General features: G+C 74.2%; 19 protein-coding genes. 11 read left to right on the top strand and 8 right to left on the bottom strand.

All coding sequences use genetic code 11. The annotated features are described in order from the left end of the window. Positions 1 to 42: 42 nt before the first annotated feature. Entirely contained in the window at positions 43 to 591 is a 549-nt protein-coding gene (locus QMF80_RS10065) for a GNAT family N-acetyltransferase (protein ID WP_283451736.1), read from the bottom strand. A 148-nt stretch (positions 592 to 739) separates the two neighbouring features. On the opposite strand from QMF80_RS10065, the gene QMF80_RS10060 reads away from it, so the two are divergent. The 8 genes from QMF80_RS10060 to QMF80_RS10025 all read left to right on the top strand — a co-directional run bounded on the left by QMF80_RS10060 (position 740) and on the right by QMF80_RS10025 (position 8,751). Continuing rightward, positions 740 to 1,429, top strand: coding sequence for a DUF5134 domain-containing protein (locus QMF80_RS10060; protein ID WP_283451734.1), 690 nt, complete (start codon positions 740 to 742; stop codon positions 1,427 to 1,429). 154 nt (positions 1,430 to 1,583) lie between these two features. Beyond that, the gene (locus QMF80_RS10055) at positions 1,584 to 2,522 is read left to right on the top strand and encodes a M56 family metallopeptidase (protein ID WP_283451732.1); all 939 of its coding nucleotides are present in this window, start codon (positions 1,584 to 1,586) and stop codon (positions 2,520 to 2,522) included. A gap of 31 nt (positions 2,523 to 2,553) precedes the next feature. Then, the gene (locus tag QMF80_RS10050) at positions 2,554 to 3,282 is read left to right on the top strand and encodes a phosphatase PAP2 family protein (protein WP_283451730.1); all 729 of its coding nucleotides are present in this window, start codon (positions 2,554 to 2,556) and stop codon (positions 3,280 to 3,282) included. 37 nt (positions 3,283 to 3,319) lie between these two features. After that, positions 3,320 to 3,961 carry a TetR/AcrR family transcriptional regulator gene (locus QMF80_RS10045; protein ID WP_283451728.1) on the top strand — a complete coding sequence of 214 codons (642 nt, stop codon included), beginning with the start codon at positions 3,320 to 3,322 and terminating at the stop codon, positions 3,959 to 3,961. 165 nt (positions 3,962 to 4,126) lie between these two features. Continuing rightward, a complete protein-coding gene (locus tag QMF80_RS10040; RefSeq protein ID WP_283451727.1) occupies positions 4,127 to 4,501 on the top strand; it encodes a DUF305 domain-containing protein in 375 nt (124 codons plus the stop codon). Next, on the top strand, positions 4,498 to 4,614 hold the full coding sequence (locus tag QMF80_RS10035) for a DUF305 domain-containing protein (RefSeq protein WP_283451724.1): 117 nt from the start codon (positions 4,498 to 4,500) through the stop codon (positions 4,612 to 4,614). The genes QMF80_RS10040 and QMF80_RS10035 overlap by 4 nt, the downstream gene beginning before the upstream one ends. A 52-nt stretch (positions 4,615 to 4,666) precedes the next feature. Beyond that, entirely contained in the window at positions 4,667 to 6,088 is a 1,422-nt protein-coding gene (locus tag QMF80_RS10030) for an FAD-dependent oxidoreductase (RefSeq protein ID WP_283451722.1), read from the top strand. 98 nt (positions 6,089 to 6,186) lie between these two features. Next, positions 6,187 to 8,751: an MDR family MFS transporter gene (locus QMF80_RS10025; RefSeq protein WP_283451720.1), complete on the top strand. Its 2,565-nt coding sequence runs from the start codon at positions 6,187 to 6,189 to the stop codon at positions 8,749 to 8,751. Here QMF80_RS10025 and QMF80_RS10020 read toward each other — a convergent pair. From QMF80_RS10020 to QMF80_RS10005, 4 genes are all read right to left on the bottom strand, one after another. Then, positions 8,748 to 9,503: a class I SAM-dependent methyltransferase gene (locus QMF80_RS10020; protein WP_283451718.1), complete on the bottom strand. Its 756-nt coding sequence runs from the start codon at positions 9,501 to 9,503 to the stop codon at positions 8,748 to 8,750. The genes QMF80_RS10025 and QMF80_RS10020 overlap by 4 nt on opposite strands. 210 nt (positions 9,504 to 9,713) lie before the next feature. Beyond that, positions 9,714 to 10,064 (bottom strand): ArsR/SmtB family transcription factor, encoded by a 351-nt coding sequence (locus tag QMF80_RS10015; protein WP_283451716.1) that lies wholly within the window; start codon positions 10,062 to 10,064, stop codon positions 9,714 to 9,716. Positions 10,065 to 10,384: 320 nt separating this feature from the next. Then, positions 10,385 to 11,464, bottom strand: a complete 1,080-nt coding sequence (locus QMF80_RS10010) for an NADH:flavin oxidoreductase/NADH oxidase (RefSeq protein WP_283451715.1) — start codon at positions 11,462 to 11,464, stop codon at positions 10,385 to 10,387. An 84-nt stretch (positions 11,465 to 11,548) separates the two neighbouring features. Then, the gene (locus QMF80_RS10005) at positions 11,549 to 12,919 is read right to left on the bottom strand and encodes a wax ester/triacylglycerol synthase family O-acyltransferase (protein WP_283451713.1); all 1,371 of its coding nucleotides are present in this window, start codon (positions 12,917 to 12,919) and stop codon (positions 11,549 to 11,551) included. Positions 12,920 to 13,062: 143 nt separating this feature from the next. Between QMF80_RS10005 and QMF80_RS10000 the strand changes: the two genes are divergently transcribed. From QMF80_RS10000 to QMF80_RS09990, 3 genes are all read left to right on the top strand, one after another. Further along, on the top strand, positions 13,063 to 14,220 hold the full coding sequence (locus tag QMF80_RS10000; RefSeq protein WP_502962811.1) for a WD40/YVTN/BNR-like repeat-containing protein: 1,158 nt from the start codon (positions 13,063 to 13,065) through the stop codon (positions 14,218 to 14,220). 25 nt (positions 14,221 to 14,245) lie between these two features. Then, entirely contained in the window at positions 14,246 to 14,932 is a 687-nt protein-coding gene (locus tag QMF80_RS09995; protein ID WP_283451711.1) for a uracil-DNA glycosylase, read from the top strand. A gap of 96 nt (positions 14,933 to 15,028) precedes the next feature. Next, positions 15,029 to 15,952: a sirohydrochlorin chelatase gene (locus QMF80_RS09990; protein ID WP_283451710.1), complete on the top strand. Its 924-nt coding sequence runs from the start codon at positions 15,029 to 15,031 to the stop codon at positions 15,950 to 15,952. An 82-nt stretch (positions 15,953 to 16,034) separates the two neighbouring features. Here the strand turns inward: QMF80_RS09990 and QMF80_RS09985 are convergent, their stop codons facing one another. The 3 genes from QMF80_RS09985 to QMF80_RS09975 all read right to left on the bottom strand — a co-directional run bounded on the left by QMF80_RS09985 (position 16,035) and on the right by QMF80_RS09975 (position 20,382). Further along, positions 16,035 to 17,057 carry a lactonase family protein gene (locus tag QMF80_RS09985; protein ID WP_283451872.1) on the bottom strand — a complete coding sequence of 341 codons (1,023 nt, stop codon included), beginning with the start codon at positions 17,055 to 17,057 and terminating at the stop codon, positions 16,035 to 16,037. Positions 17,058 to 17,227: 170 nt separating this feature from the next. Next, positions 17,228 to 18,364 (bottom strand): nitric oxide synthase oxygenase, encoded by a 1,137-nt coding sequence (locus QMF80_RS09980; RefSeq protein WP_283451709.1) that lies wholly within the window; start codon positions 18,362 to 18,364, stop codon positions 17,228 to 17,230. 506 nt (positions 18,365 to 18,870) lie between these two features. After that, on the bottom strand, positions 18,871 to 20,382 hold the full coding sequence (locus tag QMF80_RS09975; RefSeq protein WP_283451870.1) for an FUSC family protein: 1,512 nt from the start codon (positions 20,380 to 20,382) through the stop codon (positions 18,871 to 18,873). Positions 20,383 to 20,402: the final 20 nt, after the last annotated feature.

Below are 20,402 nucleotides of genomic sequence, written 5' to 3'. Positions count from 1 at the left end.
CGGTCCGCGCGGGCGCGGTCCGGCCCGGGTCCGGCGGGTGGCTCAGAGCTGCTTGACCAGCAGCTCGAAGGCCAGGTCGTCCCGGCGCGGGATGCCGAAGCGCTCGTCGCCGTACGGGAACGGGCTCAGCCGGCCCGTACGCCGGTAGCCGCGGCGCTCGTAGTAGGCGATGAGTTCCTCGCGCACGTTGACCACGGTCATGTGCATCTCCGTGGCGCCCCATTGCTCCCGCACCCGGCGCTCGGCCTCGGCCATGATCTCCTTGCCGAGGCCCGCGCCCTGGAGCTCGGGGCGGACCGCGAACATCCCGAAGTAGGCGTGGTCACCCCGGTGTTGGAGGTGGCAGCAGGCGACGAGCGCGCCGTCGCGCTCGACCACCAGGAGGGTGCTGTCGGGGGTCGCGATGATCTCGCGCACCCCGCGCTCGTCGGTGCGCCGACCGTCGAGGTAGTCCGCCTCGGTCGTCCAGCCGCCCCGACTGGCCTCACCCCGGTACGCCGACTCCACGAGGGCCACCAGAGCCACTACGTCCGCGTCCGTGGCGGTGCGGAAACTGAGGGCCGTGGTGCGGGTGGGCTCGGCGGTCGACATCGGGCGGCTCCGTTCAGAAAAGCTGGCATATGACAAGCCGGGTGTGGTCAGGAGAGCCTAACCCGGAGCGGCGTGCGGCCCCTCTGCGGCGGGCATCTCTTCCCGTGACGCCGACGAACCGGGGGGTTCCGCCGTGCACGGTCCCACGATGTCCCTGTCCGACTCCGCAGCTGTTTCCGCCTGGCTGCTGGTGGCGCTGTGCGCCATGAGCGGCGCGTACTGCCTGCTGCGGGCCCGCAGAACGGCCCGCACCGCCCGCGGGGCCGCGTCGGGTGAGGCGCTGATGGGCATCGGCATGGCGGTGATGGCCGCGCCGACCGGCACCGGGGCCTGGGGCGGCGGGGTGCTGCTGACCGTCTTCTGCGCGGCCGCGCTGCACGCGCTGTGGCTGCTGCGCGGCGGGGTCCACCACGCGCACCACCTGGTCGGGTCGCTGGCCATGGTCTACATGGCGGTGACGATGGCCGCGGGGCCGGGCGCGGCCGGTGGCCACGGCTCGCCCGGCGGCCACGGCGCGGGGCACGGTCAAGGACTGGCGCAGGGGCTGCCGTTGGTGACCGGGGCGCTGCTGCTCTACTTCGCGGGGTACGTACTGCTCGGCGGGGCGCGGCTGGTGACGGCGGGCGTCACGGTGGGCGCCTACGGCGTCCCGGGACCGGGGGCGGAGGCGGCGACACCCGGAGCGGAGGCCGCGGGGTCCGGAGCGGGGATCTCGGGGCCCGGCGCGGAGACCGTGGGGTCGGGGGCCGAGACCGTGGGGTCGGGGGCGGGCGAGCTGACGCGGGCCTGCCGACTGGCCATGGGCATAGGGATGTTGGCGATGCTGCTCACGATGTGAGGCGCGCCCCGGCCGTGCCCCGGCGGCGGCGGTCGTGGGGCCGGGGGACGTGTCGTGCGTGCGGTGGTGGTCGTGGCGCCGGGGGACGTGTCGTGCGTCACCAATGGGCGGGGGCCATACCCCGCGGTAGCTCCGCCCTCATAAAATGCGGCCCATGATGGTCCCCGGCGTTCTCCTGCTCCTCGGCGCCCTGACCTCCCTCCTCGCCCCCCGACTGCTGGCCCGTGCCGAGTGGCCCGAGCGCGAGCCCGTGGTGGCGCTGTGGGTGTGGCAGTGCGTGGTGGCCGCGGTGCTCCTGTGCCTGGCCCTGTCGATGCTGCTCAGCGCGGCCGCCGCCTGGCTGGCGGTGCGCGGCCCGCTCTTCTCGGCCGCGCCGCGCGGGGTCGTGGACGCGTACGGGCTGGGCGGGGGCGGCGGCCCCTGGGCCACCGGGACCGCGCTGGCGCTCGCGGGCGGCGCGGTGTGGACGGGGGCCATGCTGACCGTCGAGGTGCTACGGGCCCGCTCGCGCAGGCGGGCCGCGCGGGCGGAACTGCGGGTGCGGGCTCCGCTGCTGCCCGGGGAGGAGCCCGACAGCGGCCGGCTCGTCGTCCTGGAGGGGCGGCGCCCCGATGCGTGGTGGCTGGCGGGCACGGCGCCCCAGCTGGTGGTCACCACGGGGGCGCTCGGCCGCCTCAAGGGGCAGCAGCTGGACGCCGTACTGGCGCACGAGCGGGGTCACGCGGTGGCCCGGCACGACTGGCTGCTGCACTGCTCACGCGCCCTGTCCAGCGGGTTCCCGCAGGTCCCGGTGTTCGCAGCGTTCGAGGCGGAGATGCACCGGCTGGTCGAGCTGGCGGCCGACGACGTGGCTTCGCGGCGCTACGGGCGGCTCACCGTGGCCCTGGCCCTGGTCGGGCTCAACGAGGACCGCGGGGTGTTCGGACCCTGCCCCGCCCCGCAGGCCCATGTGCCGCTGCGGGTGCGGCGGCTGCTCACGGCCGCGCCCCGGCTCTCCCCCGTACGCAGACTGCGGCTGACCGCGCTGGCCGCGCTGGTGCCGGCGGTTCCGCTGCTGGTGGCGCTCGTACCGGGGCTCAGCGCGCTGACGTAGCCTCCGGGGCCATCGGTGCGAGGATCGGCGGATGACCGGCGATCGTGAACGAAGGTCCAGCAGCAGGACCGGGACCCTCATCGGGGGCGTGTGCGTGCTGCTCGCCGCCGCGCTGACCGCTCTGGTGGTGGTGGACTGGTCACCGCTGCTCTCCCTCGACGGCCGGGTCGCCCGGGGGCTGCACGGTTACGCGGTCGGGCATCCGGGGGTCACCGGGGCGGTGCGGTTCCTCAGCGACTGGGTCTGGGACCCCTGGACGATGCGTGCGCTGACCGCCCTCGCGTGCCTGTGGCTGTGGCGGCGCGGTGAACGGGTGCGCGCGTGGTGGTGCGCCGCGGCCGTGCTCGTGGCGGCGGCGGTGCAGCAGGGGCTGAAGGCGGCGGTGGGGCGTACGCGGCCGGTGTGGCCGGATCCGGTGGATTCGGGGCACTTCGCGGCCTACCCCTCGGGGCATGCGCTGACGGCGACGGTGGTCTGCGGGCTGCTGCTGTGGCTGGCCCCCCGCTCGCGGGCGGTCCGGGCGGCGGCGTGGGCGGCGGCGCTCGTGTCCGTGGCCGGGGTCGGCTTCACCCGGGTGTACCTGGGCGTCCACTGGCTGTCGGACGTGGCGGGCGGCTGGCTGCTGGGCGCGGCCCTGGCGGCCTTCACGATCGGCGCGGTGGGCCGCGCCGGCGGAGCGGGAGGAGGGCTCGCGCCCTCCGGAACGGCCGGTGGTGGGCGATCCCCCGCGTCGCCCACCACCAACGATTCCGCGCGCTGAGTATATTGGCCGGGAGCCAGTCAACGCAGGAGCAAGCATGGTCCCGCGCAGCCCATCGGTCAATGAAGAATTGCGCAGACGTTCCCGGGAACGGCTGCTGCAGGCCACGGCCGAACTCGTCGGCGAACGCGGTTACGAAGCCACCACCCTCGGGGACATCGCGGACCGGGCCGGCGCCGCCCGCGGCCTGATCTCGTACTACTTCCCGGGCAAGCGGGAACTGCTGCAGTCGGCCGTGCACCGGCTGATGCACCAGGCCCTGGACGAGGCGCTGGAGCGCGAACCGAAGCCCACCGGCGCGCGGGCCGGGCGGGAGCTGCTGGCCCGGGCGATCGACGCCGTCCTGGGGCTGGGGCTCCAGCATCCGCTGCTGATGCGGACGCACATGGCGGGCATCCTCTCGAACGAGGGGTTCGTGCAGTGCCCGGAGCAGCGGCGGCTGGCGGAGCTGCTGCGGGAGGCGGTGGCCCGGTACGGGGCGGGCGATCCGGAGGTGGACCCGGAGCGGGACTACCCGCTGCTGCGGGCCCTGCTGATGGGGGCGGTGTTCGCCGTGGTGCTGCCGGGCGCGCCGATGGCCGCGCCCCGGCTGCGGGCGGAGCTGTTCCAGCGGTACGGGCTGGAGTGGGAGCTGGGGGTTCCGCCGGACTGCGGGCCGCCCGACGGAACGTTTCGCTAGGCCCTCAGGCCCAGGGGGCCCCGCGCATGGACCGGCGCGACTCAGCGGTAGGCGGCCTGCGACTGGACGTTCAACCGGTCCGTCCAGACCCACTTGGCGCTCTCGGTGCGCCAGTCGTCGAGCCGTAGGCCCCGGCGGCGAGGTCCTTCGACGGCAGGACGACGGATGACCGACCGCCACCGGCAGGCGCTGACGATGAGCGCGCCGGCCCCGGAACGCGCCGCCGCCGAACCGGTCAAACGGCTCGCCGAGCGGATCACGGCGGCGCAGCGGCCGGAGATCGCGGTCACGGAGAGCTGGCTGGCCAGGCACCCGGAAGCGCAGGGCGGGACGGAGAGCGGGAAGGGGACCGCGAGCGGGGGCGCGGCGACGGGCGGCTCCGGGGCCCACGACCACGGCTCCGCCGCGGCCGGACCCGGGGCGCGGCAGATGCCGGGCATGGCCACCCCCGAGCAGCTCAGGGAGCTGGGCGAGGCCCGCGGCGCCGACGTCGACCGGCTCTTCCTGCGCCTGATGACCGCCCACCACGAGGGGCCGTGAAAAGGGCGGGCGAGGCCCTGGCCGGGGGGAACAACGCGGCGGTGGAGGAGATGGCGAACGAGGTCGTGGCCCAGCGGAGCGCCGAGATCAGCCGGATGCGCGCGATGGGCTGACGGTCCGGGTCGGCGGTGCGATGCTGGGATCCTCTGCGGAAGGAGACCCTCCGTGCTTCGTATCGCCGTGGTCGGTTCGGGCCCGAGCGGGGTCTACGCCGCACAGAACCTGGTGCAGCAGCGCGAGGTGCCGGGCGTGCTGGTCGACGTACTGGACCGGCTGCCGTGCCCGTACGGGCTGGTGCGCTACGGGGTGGCCCCCGACCACGAGAAGATCAAATCGCTGCAGGGCAGTCTGCGGACCGTACTGGAGGACGAGCGGATCCGCTTCATCGGGAACGTCGAGGTGGGCGGGGAGCGGCTGACCACCGGGCGGCTGCTGGAGCTGTACCACGCGGTGGTGTACTGCGTGGGCGCCGCCCGGGACCGGATGCTGGGGATCCCCGGCGAGGAGCTGGCCGGGGTGCGCTCCGCGACCGCCTTCGTCTCCTGGTACAGCGCGCATCCCGACGCGGCCGGGGAGGCCTTCGGGCTCGACGGGGTGCGGTCCGCGGTCGTGATCGGGGCGGGGAACGTCGCGGTGGACGTGACCCGGATCCTGGCCCGGGGCGTGGCGGAGCTGCGGCCCACCGACCTGCCGCAGCCCGCGCTCGGGGCGCTGGCGCAGAGCGGGGTGCGCGAGGTGGCGATGGTGGCCCGGCGCGGCCCCTCGCAGGCCAAGTTCACCACCAAGGAACTCCGTGAGCTGGGCGCCCTGCCCGGGGTGGACACCGCGGTGGACCCGGCCGAGCTGGCGCTGGACCCGGCTTACGCCGATCCGGGCGGTGCGGCCGGGCTGCCCGCCGCGAACCGGCGCAACGTGGAGGTGCTGCGGGAGTGGGCGGCGCGCCCCGGGAGCGGGAGCGCGGCCGGGGAGCGCACCGGGGACGGCGCACCGGCCCGGCGGATCACGCTGCGGTTCTTCCTGCGGCCCGTGGAAGTGCTGGGCGGGGCGGACGGGCACGTCAGGGCGGTGCGCTTCGAACGCACCGGCCCGGACGGCCGGGGCGGGGTGTCCGGCACCGGCACCTACGAGGACCTCGAGGCGCAGCTCGTGCTGCGGTCGGTGGGGTACCAGGGCGTACCGCTCCCCGGCCTGCCCTTCGACCCGGCGCGCGGTACGGTCCCGCACGCGGCGGGCCGGGTGCTGCGCGGGGGCCGGGCCTCGGTCGGCGAGTACGTGGCGGGCTGGATCAAACGCGGGCCGACCGGGGTGATCGGCACCAACCGGCCCTGCGCCAAGGAGAGCGCGTCCTCGCTGCTCCAGGACGCGGCGGCGCTGGCCCGGCGCGAGCTGCCCGGAGATCCCCTGGACGCGCTGCGCGCGGCGGGCCTGCGGCCGGTGCTGTGGCCCGGCTGGCTGGCGATCGAGTCGGCGGAGGTGGATCTGGGCCGGTCCCTGGGCCGCCGGTCGGTCAAGATCCCGGACTGGCCGGGCCTGCTCCGGGCGTCCGCGCCGCCCGACGCGGCCGATGCGCCGGGGGCGTCCGGCTGACCTCCGGCCACGGCGGCCGGTACCGCGTCAGCGGGGTGCGGCACGGGAATCGCCCCATGGGCTCTCCCCCGTTGGAGAGTTGGACTATCTTTCTCCCCGTGGACCAGCTGATTGCCGCAGACCCGACCCGCATAGGCCCGTACCGACTGATCGCCCGGCTCGGCGCGGGCGGGATGGGCCTGGTGTACCTGGGCCGCTCCGAGGGCGGACGTACCGTTGCCGTGAAGGTCGTCCAGGCCGAGTACGCCGGACATCCCGAGTTCCGCAGGCGCTTCGCCCGCGAGGTGGCCGCCGCGCGGCGGGTGGGCGGGAGTTGGACGGCGGCCGTGCTCGACGCCGACCCCGACGCGGCCGTGCCGTGGGTGGCGACGCAGTACATCCCGGGGCCGGATCTGACCACCGTGGTCGCCAAGGACTACGGGCCGCTGCCCGAGGACTCCGTGCACACCCTCGCCAACCGGCTCGCCCTCGCCCTCCAGGCCGTGCACGAGGCGGGCCTGATCCACCGCGACCTCAAGCCGTCGAACGTCCTCGTCACCGTCGACGGCCCCCGGGTCATCGACTTCGGAATCGCCCGGGCGATGGACAGCCTCGCCGGGGACAGCCTGCACACCAGCACCGGGATGCTGATCGGCTCACCCGGCTTCATGTCGCCGGAACAGGTCCGCGGCCTCGAACTCACCCCCGCCAGCGACGTGTTCTGCCTGGGCGCCGTCCTCGTCTACGCCGCCACGGGACGGCTCCTCTTCGGCGCGACGGACACCGGGCTGAACGCGCACCTCTTCCGGGTCGCCGAGGAGGAGGCGGACCTGACCGGCGTGCCGGACGCGCTCCTCGATCTCGTCCGCGCGTGCCTGGACAAGGACCGGGCCCGGCGGCCCAGCCCCCGGGAGGTGGCGGAGCGCACGGCGACGGACCGGGCCGCGGAGTGGCTTCCGGGCGCGGTGCTAGCGCAACTCGGGCGGCACGCGGCAGAGTTGCTGGACTTCGCGCCGGCCTCTCCCGCGGAGACCGCCGCGCGGATCCCCGCCCAGGCCTCCGCCGGGACACCCGTCGCACAGCTGGATCCCCGGGTCGCGGCGGCGTCCCACCAGCCCCAGTCGTCCACCCCCGCGCTGCCCCCGCCGCCCGCCTACGCCCCGACGGCCTCGGCCCAGTACGGCGCCGGGCAGGGGTTCGGGCCGCCGCCGGGCGCGCCCGTGACGGCCTGGTCCGCGACCCCGCTCCCGGGCTTGAGCCAGGACGCGGCGCCGCCGCACCCCAGGCGCTGGTGGGGGCTGGTGGTGATCGCGCTGGCCCAGCTGATGGTGCTGCTGCAGACGACGACCTTCAACATGGCGATGCCGTCCGTGCAGGCCGACATGCACTTGCCGTCCGACGGCCTGCGCACGGTGGTGGGCGCCTACGCGCTCGCCCTCTGCGGGCTGTTGCTGCTCGGCGGGCACCTCGCGGACCTCATGGGACGCAAGCGGGCGCTGGTGATCGGCCTGGCCGGGTTCGCGGCGGCATCCGTGCTCGGCGGCGCCGCGGGCGATTCCGCCACCCTGACCGGGGCCCGCGCGCTGCAAGGCGCCTTCGCCGCGCTGCTGACTCCGTCCGGGCTGTCCTTGGTCTCGACCGGCTTCACCGACCCCAGGGAACGCGCCAGGGCCTTCGGCGTCTACGCCGCGGTCATCGCCGGTGGTGGATCACTCGGGCTGTTCGCGGGCGGCTGGCTCATCGAGACCCTGAGCTGGCGTTGGACGCTGTACGCCAATGTCCCCGTCGCCGTGATCGCCTTGATCGGCGCGCTCACCCTGGTGCACGACCGCGCGGACCGCGACGGCCCCCGCTTCGACGTGCTCGGCGTGCTGTTCGGCTCCGGCGGACTCGCCGCCGCGGTCTACGGCCTCGACCAGGCCGCGTCGAACGGCTGGGCCCCGCTGGCCCTGATCATGCTCGCCCTGGGCACCGTCCTGCTGGGGGCCTTCGCGGCATGGCAGCGGAGCGCGTCGAGCTCACTCCTCTCGGCGTCCACCATCAGGGACCGCGACCGCGTCGGCAGCTTCGTCACGATGCTCGTGGCGGGGGTCGGCTTCCTCGCCCTGTTCCCGCTCCTGACCTTCTTCTTGCAGAACCTCCTCGGCTACTCCCCCGCCGGGGCCGGGACGGCCCTCCTGCCCCTGGTCGGCGCGGCGGTCATCGGCGCCACCCAGATCTCCGGCCGCCTGCTGCCCCACACGGCGCCCCGGGTCCTGATCGTGGCGGGCCTGGTGGCGGCGGCCGTGGGGATGCTGCTGCTGACGGGCCTGAAGCCCGACAGCGCCTACGTCATCCAGCTGCTGCCGGGGATGCTGCTCGTCGGCCTCGGTACCGGCGCGGCCTTCACGGCGGTCTTCGCCACCGCGACCGCCGCGGTCGCACCGCGGTACTCAGGCGGTACCGCGGCGACCGTGACCGCCGCCCAGCAGCTGGGCATGGCGGTCGGCGGGGCGTTGATCGCCACCATGGTCAGCAGCCGCCTGAGCACCACGCGCCCGTCGTCGATCAGGGAGCAACTGCTCGACGGCTACACCACGTCCCTCTGGTGGGCGGCGGGCAGCCTGCTCCTCGCGGCCCTGCTCGCGGGCCTGTTGCTCACGGCCAGGGCGCCCGGGGACTCCGCGCGGGGTCCCCGTAACTAGGCCTGGTCCGGAGGCTGTTCGTCCCGGCGGAACAGGGCCGTCCAGAGAAAGGGTTCACCGAAGCGGAGGGACTCGGGCGGTTCGTCGTTCATCCGACGGATCTCCACCTCGGTCAGGTCGGCGAAGACCGCTCGCAGGGACTCCGGGGTGTAGGCGAGGCCTCCGTGGAGGCGGGAGTGCGCGTAGAACTCCGCGTCGGACAGTTCGGAGCCCATGCCCGCCTCGCCGGCGGCGAAGCAGGTGAGGGAGAAGTGGCCGCCGGGCGCGAGGGCCCGGTCGAGGAGGTCGAGGTAGCTGATCCGGCGGTGGGGCGGCACGTGGTGGAAGCAGCCCGAGTCGAGGATCAGGTCGTAGGGGCCCGACCAGTCGGCGTGGCGCCGGTCGAAGATGTCGCCGTGGTGGAAGCGGACGTCGAGGCCCGCCTCCCGGGCGCGGTCCCCGGCCCAGGCGAGGGCCGCCGGGGACAGGTCGACCGCGTCCACCTCGAAGCCGAGTGAGGCGAGGTGCAGGGCGTTGCGGCCCGGGCCGCAGCCGAGTTCGAGCGCGCGGCCGGGAGCGATCAGACCCCGGTCGAGGGCTTCGGCGAGGTGCTCGTCCGGTTTCGCCACGAAGAACGGCACGGGCTTGGCGCGGTCCGCGTAGAACCCGTCCCACCAATCGGCCGCTCCGGCCGTCCAGCGGTCCGATTCCGGCGCGAACAGGCCGTCCATGAGCTGAAGTACGTCGTCGATGGTGCGGATGTTCCGGTCCATCAGGTGCCCCTTTCCCCAGAGGTCAACCGTAGGTCCAAATCAGACGAAAGACCAGTTCAGAGCGCATAGACCAAGGCCGCGAGCGGCTCTCTGGCGGCCTACCCCCGGAGGGCCCCGGCCCCGGGCCCGACTCCGGATGGACGGCCGCGCACGGCGGTGCGGAGCGGCGCCGAGGGGGTGTTCCCGGCGCCGCCCGGGCAGGTTTCCGGATCAGCTCTCGGTGCGGTCGGCCTCGGCCGAGGCGGCGGTCAGGATGCCGTCGAGGAGGCCGGGGAAGAGCGCGTCCAGGTCGTGTCGGCGCAGATCGTTGAGCTTGGTGGTGCCGCGGTAGGTCTGCCGGACGACACCGCTCTCGCGCAGGACGCGGAAGTGGTGGGTGGTCGTCGACTTGGTGACCGGCAATGCGAAGTAGGAGCAGGACAGTTCGCCACTCCCGCCGGCCAACTCCCGGACGATAGACAACCGCACCGGGTCGGAGAGAGCATGCAGCACGCTCTCCAGCCGGATCTCCGCGGGAGTGGGGTGATCGAGGGAACGGGTGGTGGGGCTGGGCTCCGTCATATGTACTCCTCCACTCGCTTGACGCCTCAATGGTACGAGAACCATCGTAGTACACGGCATGAGGGAGAAGCCGTGGATTCGGCCTGCGGCAGCGGGGCCGCATTGCGCCCCGACCCCTGCGAACCGGCGGGCGGCGCGGCCGCCCACAGCTGCGGCGCGGCGGTTCTCCCGGCCCTCGCGGAGGCCGCCGCGGGCACCTGCCGCACCGCCGGATCACGCAGAGACCGCCACCACCACCTGAGCCCGGCCGGCATCGCCGTCAGCGCGGCGCCGGCCGCCGCGCATCGCGCCCGAGCGCCCAGGATCGGGTCAGGACCGGATCACGACCGGTGGTACTGGTTCGGGCGCCGGATCTCCGCGCCCAGTTCGCGGGCCGCGCGCCGGGCCCAGTGCGGGTCGCGCAGGAGTTCCCGCCCGAGCAGCACCGCGTCCGCCTCGCCATTGGCCACGATCTTGTCGGCCTGGGCAGGCTCGGTGATCAGACCCACAGCGGCCGCCGGGACCCCCGCCTCCGACTTGACCCGCGCGGCGAACGGCACCTGGTAGCCCGGGGCGACGGGGATCTTGGCGTGCGGAGCGAGCCCGCCGGTGGAGACGTCGAGGAGGTCCACCCCGTGCTCCAGGAGTACGGAGGCCAGGCGCACCGTCTCGTCGGCGGTCCAGCCGTCCTCCTCCAGCCAGTCGGTGGCGGATATCCGGAAGAACAGCGGGAGTTCCTCGGGCCACTCGGCCCGCACCGCGTCCACGACGGCGAGCGGGAAGCGGATCCGGTTCTCGAAGGAACCGCCATAGGCATCGGTGCGCCGGTTGCTGTGCGGGGAGAGGAACTCGCCGAGCAGGTATCCGTGCGCGCCGTGGATCTCCACGACCCGATAACCGGCGGCCAGCGAGCGCCGGGTGGCGGCCGCGAACTGCTCCACGATCTCCTGGATCTGCGCCATCGTCAGTTCGTGCGGTACGGGGTGCCCCTCGGCGAAGGCCACCGGGCTCGGGGCGCTCGGCCGCCAGCCGCCCGCCTCGGGCGCCACCGGGGCGCCGCCCTTCCAGGGCGCGTCGGTCGACGCCTTCCGGCCGGCATGCGCGAGCTGGATCCCGGAAACAGTGCCCTGCGCGGAGAGGAACGAGGTGATCCGGCGCAGCGCCTCGACCTGGGTGTCGTTCCAGATACCGAGGTCGTAGGGGGAGATCCGGCCCTCGGGCGAGACGGCGGTGGCCTCCTGGAGGATCAGTCCGGTGCCGCCGACCGCGCGGGCCGCGTAGTGCGCGAAGTGCCAGTCGTGGGACACCCCCGCCTGCGGGCCTGCGGGCTCGGCGCTGTACTGGCACATCGGGGCCATCCAGACGCGGTTCGGCGCGGTGACAGAGCGGAGGGTGTAGGGCTCGAACAGGGCGGCACTCATCTGGGATCTCCACGGGATGCGGTCCGGCCTGGGCCGGGCACGACGGCCAAGTACGAGACACACCGTACTACGTAATCCCTCGTACTACGAGACCTCTCGTACAAGTTCTTCGAGTTCCGTCCGCAGCGCCCGCGCCAGCGCGTCCAGGTCGGGCACCGCGGCCGCATCGGCGACCAGCCCGTAGTGGACCGTGCCCCGATAGCTGGAGACCGCCACGGCCAGGGAGTGCCCCCGCGCCAGCGGCGCGAGCGGGTAGATCTCGCGGACCCGACTGCCGCCCAGCGAGAAGGCCAGCCCGGGCAGCGGAACGCTGGTGACCAGGATGTCGAAGAGCAGCCGCGCGGCCTGGGCCAGCAGCGGCCCGCCCAGCCGGTGGCCCAGCGGGTGCACGTGGTCGGCGAGCAGGGCCACGGCCCCCGCGCCCCGGGCCGGTCCCGCCTCCTTGTTCCGGTCCATCCCCGCCCGTACGGCGTCCAGCCTGCGCAGCGGCTCGCTCTCGGCGACCGGGAGCCGCAGCAGGTAACCGGAGAGCCGGTTGCCCGCCCCGGAGCCCGCCGCGCCGGAGCCGCCCCTGGAGCGGCGGCGCGAGACGGGTATCAGGGCCCGCGGCCCCGGTCCGCCGCCCACCGTCTCCCCGCGCCCGGCCAGCCAGCGCCGCAGGGCGCCCGCGACCAGGGCGATCAGTACGTCGTTGACGGTGCCCCCGGCTGCCTTGCGGATCAGGTTCACCTCGTCCAGGTCGAGCGCGACCCCGGCCAGCGCCCGTGTCCCGTCGGTCCGGCCGCTGTCGGCGCTCAGCCCGTCGGGGACTCCGAAGGGCAGTCCGGACCGGGCCACGGCGGCCCCGATCTCCAGCGCCTGGCCCACGTCCTGGACCCGGGCGGCCAGCATCCCGGGCAGCCGCCGCAGGGCCGCCGCGGAACCGGAGCAGGACCCGGGGCCGGTGCTCCGGCGGGGGATCGGGGGCGCCGGGCGCGCGGAGCCCCGTACGCCCGCCCCCTCGTCGAACAGTCCGGCCGCCAGCGCCAGCACGCCGAGCCCGTCGGAGAGCGCGTGGTGGAACTTGAACAGCACCGCGAAGGTCCCCGGGTCCGGCCCGGCGAGCACGTGCGCCTCCCACGGCGGCAGGCCCCGCTCCAGCGGGCGGGCCATCAGCGGCCCGGCGGCCCGGTGCGGGTCCGTACGCCCGTGCCGGACGAGGAACACGTGCCGGGCCGGGTCGAAGTCCCGGGCGGGCGACCAGGCGGCCGCCCCCACCGGAAGCAGCACGTCGTGGATCCGGCGGCGCAGCCGGGGCACGGCCGCGCACCGCTGGGCGATCAGCGACGCGGCGCGGGCGGCCGCGTCGGGACCGGCGGCCTCGAACACGCCGAGCGCACCCAGGTGCATGGGGTGGGAGGCGGATTCGATCCGCCAGAAAGCGAGGTCGAGCGGGGGGAGGTGCTCGGTGGCCACGGATCGCCTCTCACAGGGCAGCAGAAGCCCGAAGTGAATCCTTTCCGGCCCCGTACGATCAAGTAACCAGCTGGCTTGATCCACGCATCGATCAGATTCGATCAGCAGGTCAGCGCGCCGCAGCGCCCGCCGGGCCACTGTCAGTGGGCGGGTGCAGACTGGCCGGAAGAGGATGCCGCAGGGGCGAAGACGTCCGGGAGGTGTCGGCCATGTCCGACGTGCTACTGCTCGCAGGAACCCGCAAGGGTCTCTTCATCGGCCACCGGGGAAGCGGGGGCCGATGGGAGTTCGACGATCCCCATTTCAACGCCCAGGCCGTCTACGCCGTGGCCATCGACCGACGCGGGCCCGTCCCGCGGCTGCTGGTCGGCGCGGACAGCCAGCACTGGGGGCCGTCCGTCTTCCGCTCCGACGACCTCGGGGAGACCTGGCACGAACCGGCCGCGCCCGCGGTCAAGTTCCCGCAGGACACCGGCGCTTCGCTGGAGCGGGTCTGGCAGCTGCACCCAGCCGGGCCGGAGGCCCCGGACGTGGTGTACGCGGGGACCGAACCGGCGGCGCTGTTCCGCTCGGCGGACCGGGGCGAGACCTTCGACCTGGTCCGGCCGCTGTGGGAGCATTCGAGCCGCAAGAGCTGGGTGCCGGGAGGCGGCGGGGAGGCCGTCCACACCGTGATCACCGATGCGGAGCGGCCGGAGGCGGTAACCGTCGCGGTGTCCACCGCCGGGGTGTTCCGCACCGAGGACGGCGGGGCGAGCTGGTCCCCGTCCAACGAGGGCGTGTCGGCCGTCTTCCTGCCCGATCCGCATCCGGAGTTCGGCCAGTGCGTCCACAAGATCGCCCAGGACCCGGGCGACCGTGACCGGCTCTACCTGCAGAACCACTGGGGCGTCTACCGCAGCGACGACGCGGGCGCGCGCTGGACGGACATCGGCGCCGGACTGCCCTCCGACTTCGGTTTCGCCGTGGCCGCGCACCCCCACCACCCGGACACCGCCTACGTCTTCCCGCTCAACGCCGACTCCGACCGGGTCCCGGCGGAACGGCGCTGCCGGGTGTTCCGCACCCGGGACGCGGGGGCCAGCTGGGAGCCCCTCACCGCCGGCCTGCCCTCCGGCGACCACTACGGGACCGTGCTGCGGGACGCGCTCTGCACGGACGACGGAGAACCGGCGGGCATCTATTTCGGCAACCGCAACGGCGAGCTGTACGCGAGCGCCGACGACGGCGACACCTGGCGCCAACTCGCCTCCCACCTGCCGGACGTACTGTGCGTGCGGGCCGCCGTGATCGGCCAATAGCCCGAATCAACTAGAGTGACTCGGCGTGGCAGCACGACCTTTGAACGAGATCGTCGAGCCGGGCTGGGCCCGTGCTCTGGAACCGGTGGCGCAGCAGATCGGCGCGATGGGCGACTTCCTGCGCGCCGAGATCGCGGCGGGCAGGACGTACCTGCCGAGCGGGGCGAACGTCCTGCGCGCCTTCCAGCAGCCCTTCGACGAGGTGAAGGTGCTCATCGTCGGGCAGGACCCCTATCCCACCCCGGGGCACGCGGTCGGGCTGTCGTTCTCGGTGGCCCCCGAGGTTCGGCCGGTTCCGGGCAGCCTCGACAACATATTCCGGGAACTGCACAGCGACCTCGGCCTGCCCCGGCCCGTGAACGGCGATCTCACCCCGTGGACCCGCCAGGGCGTGCTGTTGCTCAACCGGGCCCTGACCACGGCTCCGCGCAAGCCCGCCGCCCACCGGGGCAAGGGCTGGGAAGCGGTGACGGAGCAGGCGATCCGGGCGCTGGCGGCGCGCGGCAAGCCGCTGGTGTCGGTGCTCTGGGGGCGGGACGCCCGCAACCTGCGGCCGCTGCTGGGCGATCTCCCGGCGCTGGAGGCGGCCCACCCCTCCCCCATGTCCGCCGACCGCGGGTTCTTCGGGTCCAAGCCGTTCAGCAGGACGAACGACCTCCTGGTCCAGCAAGGATCACAGCCCGTGGACTGGCGCTTGCCGTCCGTGAGTTGATCGTATCTAAGCTTCACCGGATAAATACGGACAGATGCCGCCCGAGTGGGCCCTGCCCGAACAGGCCACCCGGGAAAGCCAGTAGCATGCGGCGCCATGAGCTCCCCCACTGGGCCCGCGAATGGCCTGCCCGTACGAATGCCGCGACCGCCCCAGACCGGACGGCACCGCCGGCCCGAGCCCGCGGTGGCGCCCGAGGGCGCGCCCGCGCTGGTACTCGCCGTGCCCGGTGCCCCTTCGGACGCCTCGCGGCGGTTCGCGGAGGAGATCCTGAGCATCGGGCGCTCCGAGCTGCCCGGCCTGGACGGGCACATCGGCTTCCTCGACGGCGATGACACCGCAGGCGCCGGTTTCCCCGGCCTCTCCGGCGTACTGACCGCGATCGCGAACCAGCGCGCCGCGCGCGCCGATTTCGCCCGCGCCACCGGCCAGGACGTACCGCCGCCGAGCGGTCCGGACGCCGTGGTGGTCCCGCTGCTGGTCGGCCCCGACGGTGATCTGCTGCGCCGGATCCGCCAGGCCGTCATGGACTGCTCGGCCGCCGTCGAACTGGCCGACGTCCTCGGACCCCACCCGCTGCTGGCCGAGGCCGTGCACGTGCGGCTGTCCGAGGCGGGCCTGGCCCGCGCCGACCGCGCCCGGCTCTTCACCGTGACCACCGCCGCCGACGGCATCATCCTGGCCACCACCGGAGGCCCGGAGGCCGTACAGGCCGCCGGGATCACCGGCATGCTGCTGGCCGCGCGCCTCGCGGTGCCCGTGATGGCCGCCGCCCTGGACCAGGAGGGCTCGGTCGCCGCCGTGGCGGACGAGCTGCGCCAGTCCTCCGGCGCCGTCCAGCTGGCGCTGGCCCCGTACCTGATCGGCCCCGAGGCCGCCGACGGGCTGCTCGACACCGCCTGCAAGGAGGCGGGCTGCTCCGCCGCCGAGGTGCTGGGCGCCTACCCGGCGCTCGGCAAGCTCGCCGTGGCCCAGTACAGCCGGGCCGCGGGCATCACCCTGAGCACGCCCGTCCACTGACCGCAGCAGCACGTACGAGGGCCCGCCGCCGGATCTGATCCGGCGGCGGGCCCTCGTACGTACGACGCGGTCGCGGACCGGGTCAGTCGAAGACCACGCAGGTGGCGGCGGGGACCGGGACCGATCCGCCCCGGCGCGGGATGCCGGTCAGCGGGTCCACGTCGAACCAGGTGACGTCCCCGGAGTGCTCGTTGGCGGCGTACAGCCGCCGCCCGGCCGGGTCGAGGGCGAGATCGCGCGGCCACCGGCCGCCGCTCGGGACACTGCCGGTGAGCTGCGGCTTCGAGCCGCCCTCGGAGAGCGACAGGACGGCGATCGTGTCGGCTCCGCGCACGGCCGCCCACAGGAACCTGCCGTCGGGCGAGACCACGAGGGCCGAGGGATAGGCCCGTACGGCCCGTGAGGCGCCCTCTGATGCGACCGGAACCTCGCCGACCGGTTCGGCTGCGCCGGCGGCCGCGTCCCACCGGCAGACGGTCAGCAGGGGCCGCAGCTCGTTCAGTACGTACAGCAGCGCGCCGTCCGGGTGGAACGCCAGGTGGCGGGGCCCGTTGCCCGGCACCAGGGCCATGTCGGAACGCACCCGCAGCTCGCCGTCGGCCGGGTCGAGGGAGCACACCCGGACCGCGTCGGTGCCGAGGTCCACGCTGAGCACCCAGCGACCGCTGGGGTCGGGCAGCACCTGGTGGGCGTGCGGCTCCCCCTGCCGGTCCGCGTCGGGGCCGGAGCCGCGGTGGCGCAGCACCGAGGCGGGCCCGGTGGGGCGGCCGTCGGCGGCGAGGGCGAGCGTACTGACACTGCCGGAGGTGTAGTTCGCGGTGAGCAGGTGGCGTCCGGTCACGCTGAGGTGGGTGGGACCGGAGGCGTCCACGGTGACGGGTGCGCCCAGCGGTTCGAGCCCGCCCGCGAGGGAGGTCCGGAAGGCGCCGACGGCTCCCCGCTTGGTCTCGCTGACCGCGTAGAGCACCGCGCCGTCCGCGCCGAGCGCCAGGTAGGACGGGTCGGCGAGCGCGTCGGTGGCGGCGACCGGGGTCAGCGCGCCCGTGGCGGGATCGACGGCCGCGGTGGTGATCCCGCGGCCGCCCGTCGAGGTGAACGAGCCGATGTACGCGCGCCGTCCGCGCCCGTCGGCCCCCCGCGCCCCGGGGAGCGGGTCCCGCTCCCCGCCCGGATCCTGCCCGCCACTGCCGGTTCCGTTCCCGGTACCCCGGTCCGTACTTCCCACGGTGTGCCCCTCTCCGCCGGTCCGTCCGGAGCCGACGGTAACAGAAGGGTCTATACCAAATCGCGCCCCTGGGCGCGTTCCTTCGCGCCCGCGTGCTGGACGTACGCGGGGCTCTGCCGGCGGTCCTCGTAGGTGCGGTGGAAGACCGGGGTCGCGGAGCCGGACATCGGGGGCACGATCCACGACCAGTCCGCCCCCACGTCCCGCCCTCTGCGCTCCTCCTGGTCGATGTGGGACAGGAAGCGCCGGGACTCGGTGTGGTGGTCGGCGATGGTGACCTCGGCCCGGTCGAAGGAGTCCAGCACCGCCCGGTTCAGCTCGACCATGGCCCGGTCCTTCCACAGCGAGCGATCGCTGGAGGTGTCCAGTCCCATCCTGCGGGCCACCGCGGGGAGCAGGTTGTAGCGGTCCTCGTCCCCGAGGTTGCGGGAGCCTATCTCGGTCCCCATGTACCAGCCGTTGAACGGCGCCGCCTGGTAGTGGATGCCGCCGATCTCCAGACACATGTTGGAGATCGCCGGTACGGCGTGCCAGCGCAGCCCCCAGTCCGTCCAGTGGTCGCGGTCGGGGTGCTCGATCGGCACCTCCAGCACCGCGTCGGCGGGCAGGTCGAACCAGCGGGGCTTGTCGTCACGGCCCTGTACGACCAGGGGCAGCAGGTCGAAGGCGCCGCCGCGGCCGCCGGTCCAGCCGAGCCCGCACAGGGCCCGGGTCAGGGGGGCGTTGCGCGGGTCGCCGACCGGGATCGAGTTCTCGTCGCCGTATCCGGCGTAACGGATCAGCTGCTCGCTCCAGATGCGCGGGCCCGGGCGCCCCGGAGCGTCCGGGGCGAAGACCGTGATGGTGGGCCGCACCCGGCCGCCGTTGGTCGCGTCCCGCAGGTGCTCGAAGCACTCGGCGGCTATCTCGTCGGCCCCGTCGAGACCCCTGCGGTCGCGCACGCGCAGCGAGTTCCAGTACAGGCGGCCTATGCACCGGTTACTGTTGCGCCAGGCCACCCGGGCTCCGTGCACCAGCTCGTCATGGGTGTGCCGGTAGGTTCCGGTCTCCGCGAGCTGCGTCCGTACCGCGTCGAGCCGGGCGGCCGGATCTCCGGCTTCCGGGTTCTCCTGGTGGAACAGCCGGATGAACTCCTGGGCCTCTTCCCAGACCTGATGGGCCGTCGAGTGGTGCTGCAGTATTTCCATTGCGTGCGGTTACCCCCTGTCCGAACAGATCCACCCTGTACATGCCAGATGCACGTGCGAATAGCCATCACTGGTTGTACAGGCCGCAGGTCAGCGACGTACGACTCCGGCGGTCAGAATACTCGTTCGAGTGAAAGGTCCCGAAGCCCCTGCGGGGGAACACCCTTTCGCCTAGGATCTGCCGCGCATACGAGGCTCAGTGGGCGGTATCCGGCCACGTCCGTAGCGCCGCGCCAGCTCTCCGACGGTCGCCGCGATCGGATTCGGCCAGGGCCGCCCGGGCGGCGGCCCCCTCCCTCCGCGAGACTCTCGGCGTACCAGCCGGGGGCGTCGAGGTGGCACCGCGAGCGCATCCGGCCGGCGGTGCCTCGACGTCCCGGTAGAGGCTCCGGACGGAGACCTCCAGCTCCTCGGCGAGCTGGGCGGCGTACGCGCTCCTGCCCGGCCTGGCGGCCTACCTCGCCGACTCGCTGCCCGAGGGCACGACGGGCGGCCAGGCCTGACCCTCAGCCCGCGCCGACCAGCGGGGAGGGGCGGTCGGAGCGCAGCGGGTGGGCGAGGTCGGCGAGTGCCCGTTCGAGTCCGTGCAGATGGGCCAGCGCGGGCTCGGACAGGGCCGGAGCGGGCGCGGCAGCGGGGGCGGAACCGCGGTCGGCGCCGTGGCCGAGGCCCGTGATGGGCGCGGTGAGCCCCTCGACCGCGGCTTCCACGCGCCAGCAGGCGGCGGCGAGCCGGGCGTCGTGGGAGGCCGAGGGGTCGGCCGCGATGGCGACCAGTCCGCGTACCTCGCGGGCGCAGTCGTCCAGCAGGGCGATGACCTGGCGGGCGCGGTCCTTACGGGCCCGGAAGGGGCTCAGCGGGTGCACGAGGGGTGCGAGGGCCATCCGTACGCGGGCCAGAAGCAGCTCCAGTTCGGCCGCGTGCGGGGCCGGGTCCGCGGTGGGCGAACCCGCGAGGCGGGCGGCGGACTCCCCGGTGGCGGCGTGCACGGAGCGCAGGGCCCGCTGGATCCAGGCGTCGTTGGTGGCGTGCGTGGTGACGGGGAGTACGAGGACCACGGCGAGGGCGGCGCAGACCGCGCCGACCCCGGTCTCCACGAGGCGCAGGACCAGCAGGGCCGGGTTCAGGACACCGAGGAGCCCGTAGAGCAGCCCGGCCATCACGGTGACGGCCAGCATCATCCAGCTGTAGGAGACGGGGGCGGTGTAGAAGATCCCGAAGACGCAGACGGCGACCAGCGCGGCGGTGGGCGCGGGGGCTCCGTGCAGCGGGATCGCGATCAGCAGGCCGACGACGATGCCGACGACCGTGCCGAGGACCCGGCGGAAGCCGCGGACCAGGGTCTCGCCTCGCGAGGTGGTGTTGACGAAGATCCACCAGGTGGTGCCGACGGCCCAGTACCAGCGGTCCTCGGAGAAGAACTGGCCCAGGGACAGGGCGACCGCGCAGGCGGCCGTGGCCTGCAGGGCCTGGCGGGTGGTGGGCCGGGCGAAGCCGCGGCCGGGCATCCCGGGCGGCACGGCGGCGGGCGGGGTACGCCGCTCGATGGGCCACAGCAGGAAGCGCACCGCGCCGGAGGCGAGCAGCGCCAGACCCACGGCGCCGTACAGCTCGGGCAGCTGGGCGGGGACGGCGTGCAGGAACTGGGTGATGAAGAAGCTCATGAACGCGAAGATGCCGAGGGCGTGACCGCGCGGGCCCCAGCGGCGGGCGTAGACCCCGCAGAAGACGACGGCGAGGAACGCAGCGTCCCGGGCGAGCGGAACCCCGTGCAGGGAGGTGGCCAGGGCGAGCACCGGGAACCCGGCCACCGGCAGCAGGGCCGTCGTCCCCCGCTGGGCCCGCACGCTGGCGTCGGTGACGGTGAAGAGGGCGAGCAGGGCGGTCAGGCCTCCGGTGATGGAGGCGGTGAGGGACAGGCCGCACAGTTCGGCGGTGATGACGGCGAGAGCGATCCCGGTCACCGCGCGCAGTGAGGTGCGCAGTCTCAGGCGCCCCGGATCCGGAGCCACGAACATTCTCTTCACGGCGGTGCGCC

This window comes from Streptomyces sp. G-G2 (genome assembly GCF_030063135.1).
Lineage (GTDB): Bacteria > Actinomycetota > Actinomycetes > Streptomycetales > Streptomycetaceae > Streptomyces.
This window is presented reverse-complemented; position numbering and strand designations above follow the sequence as displayed.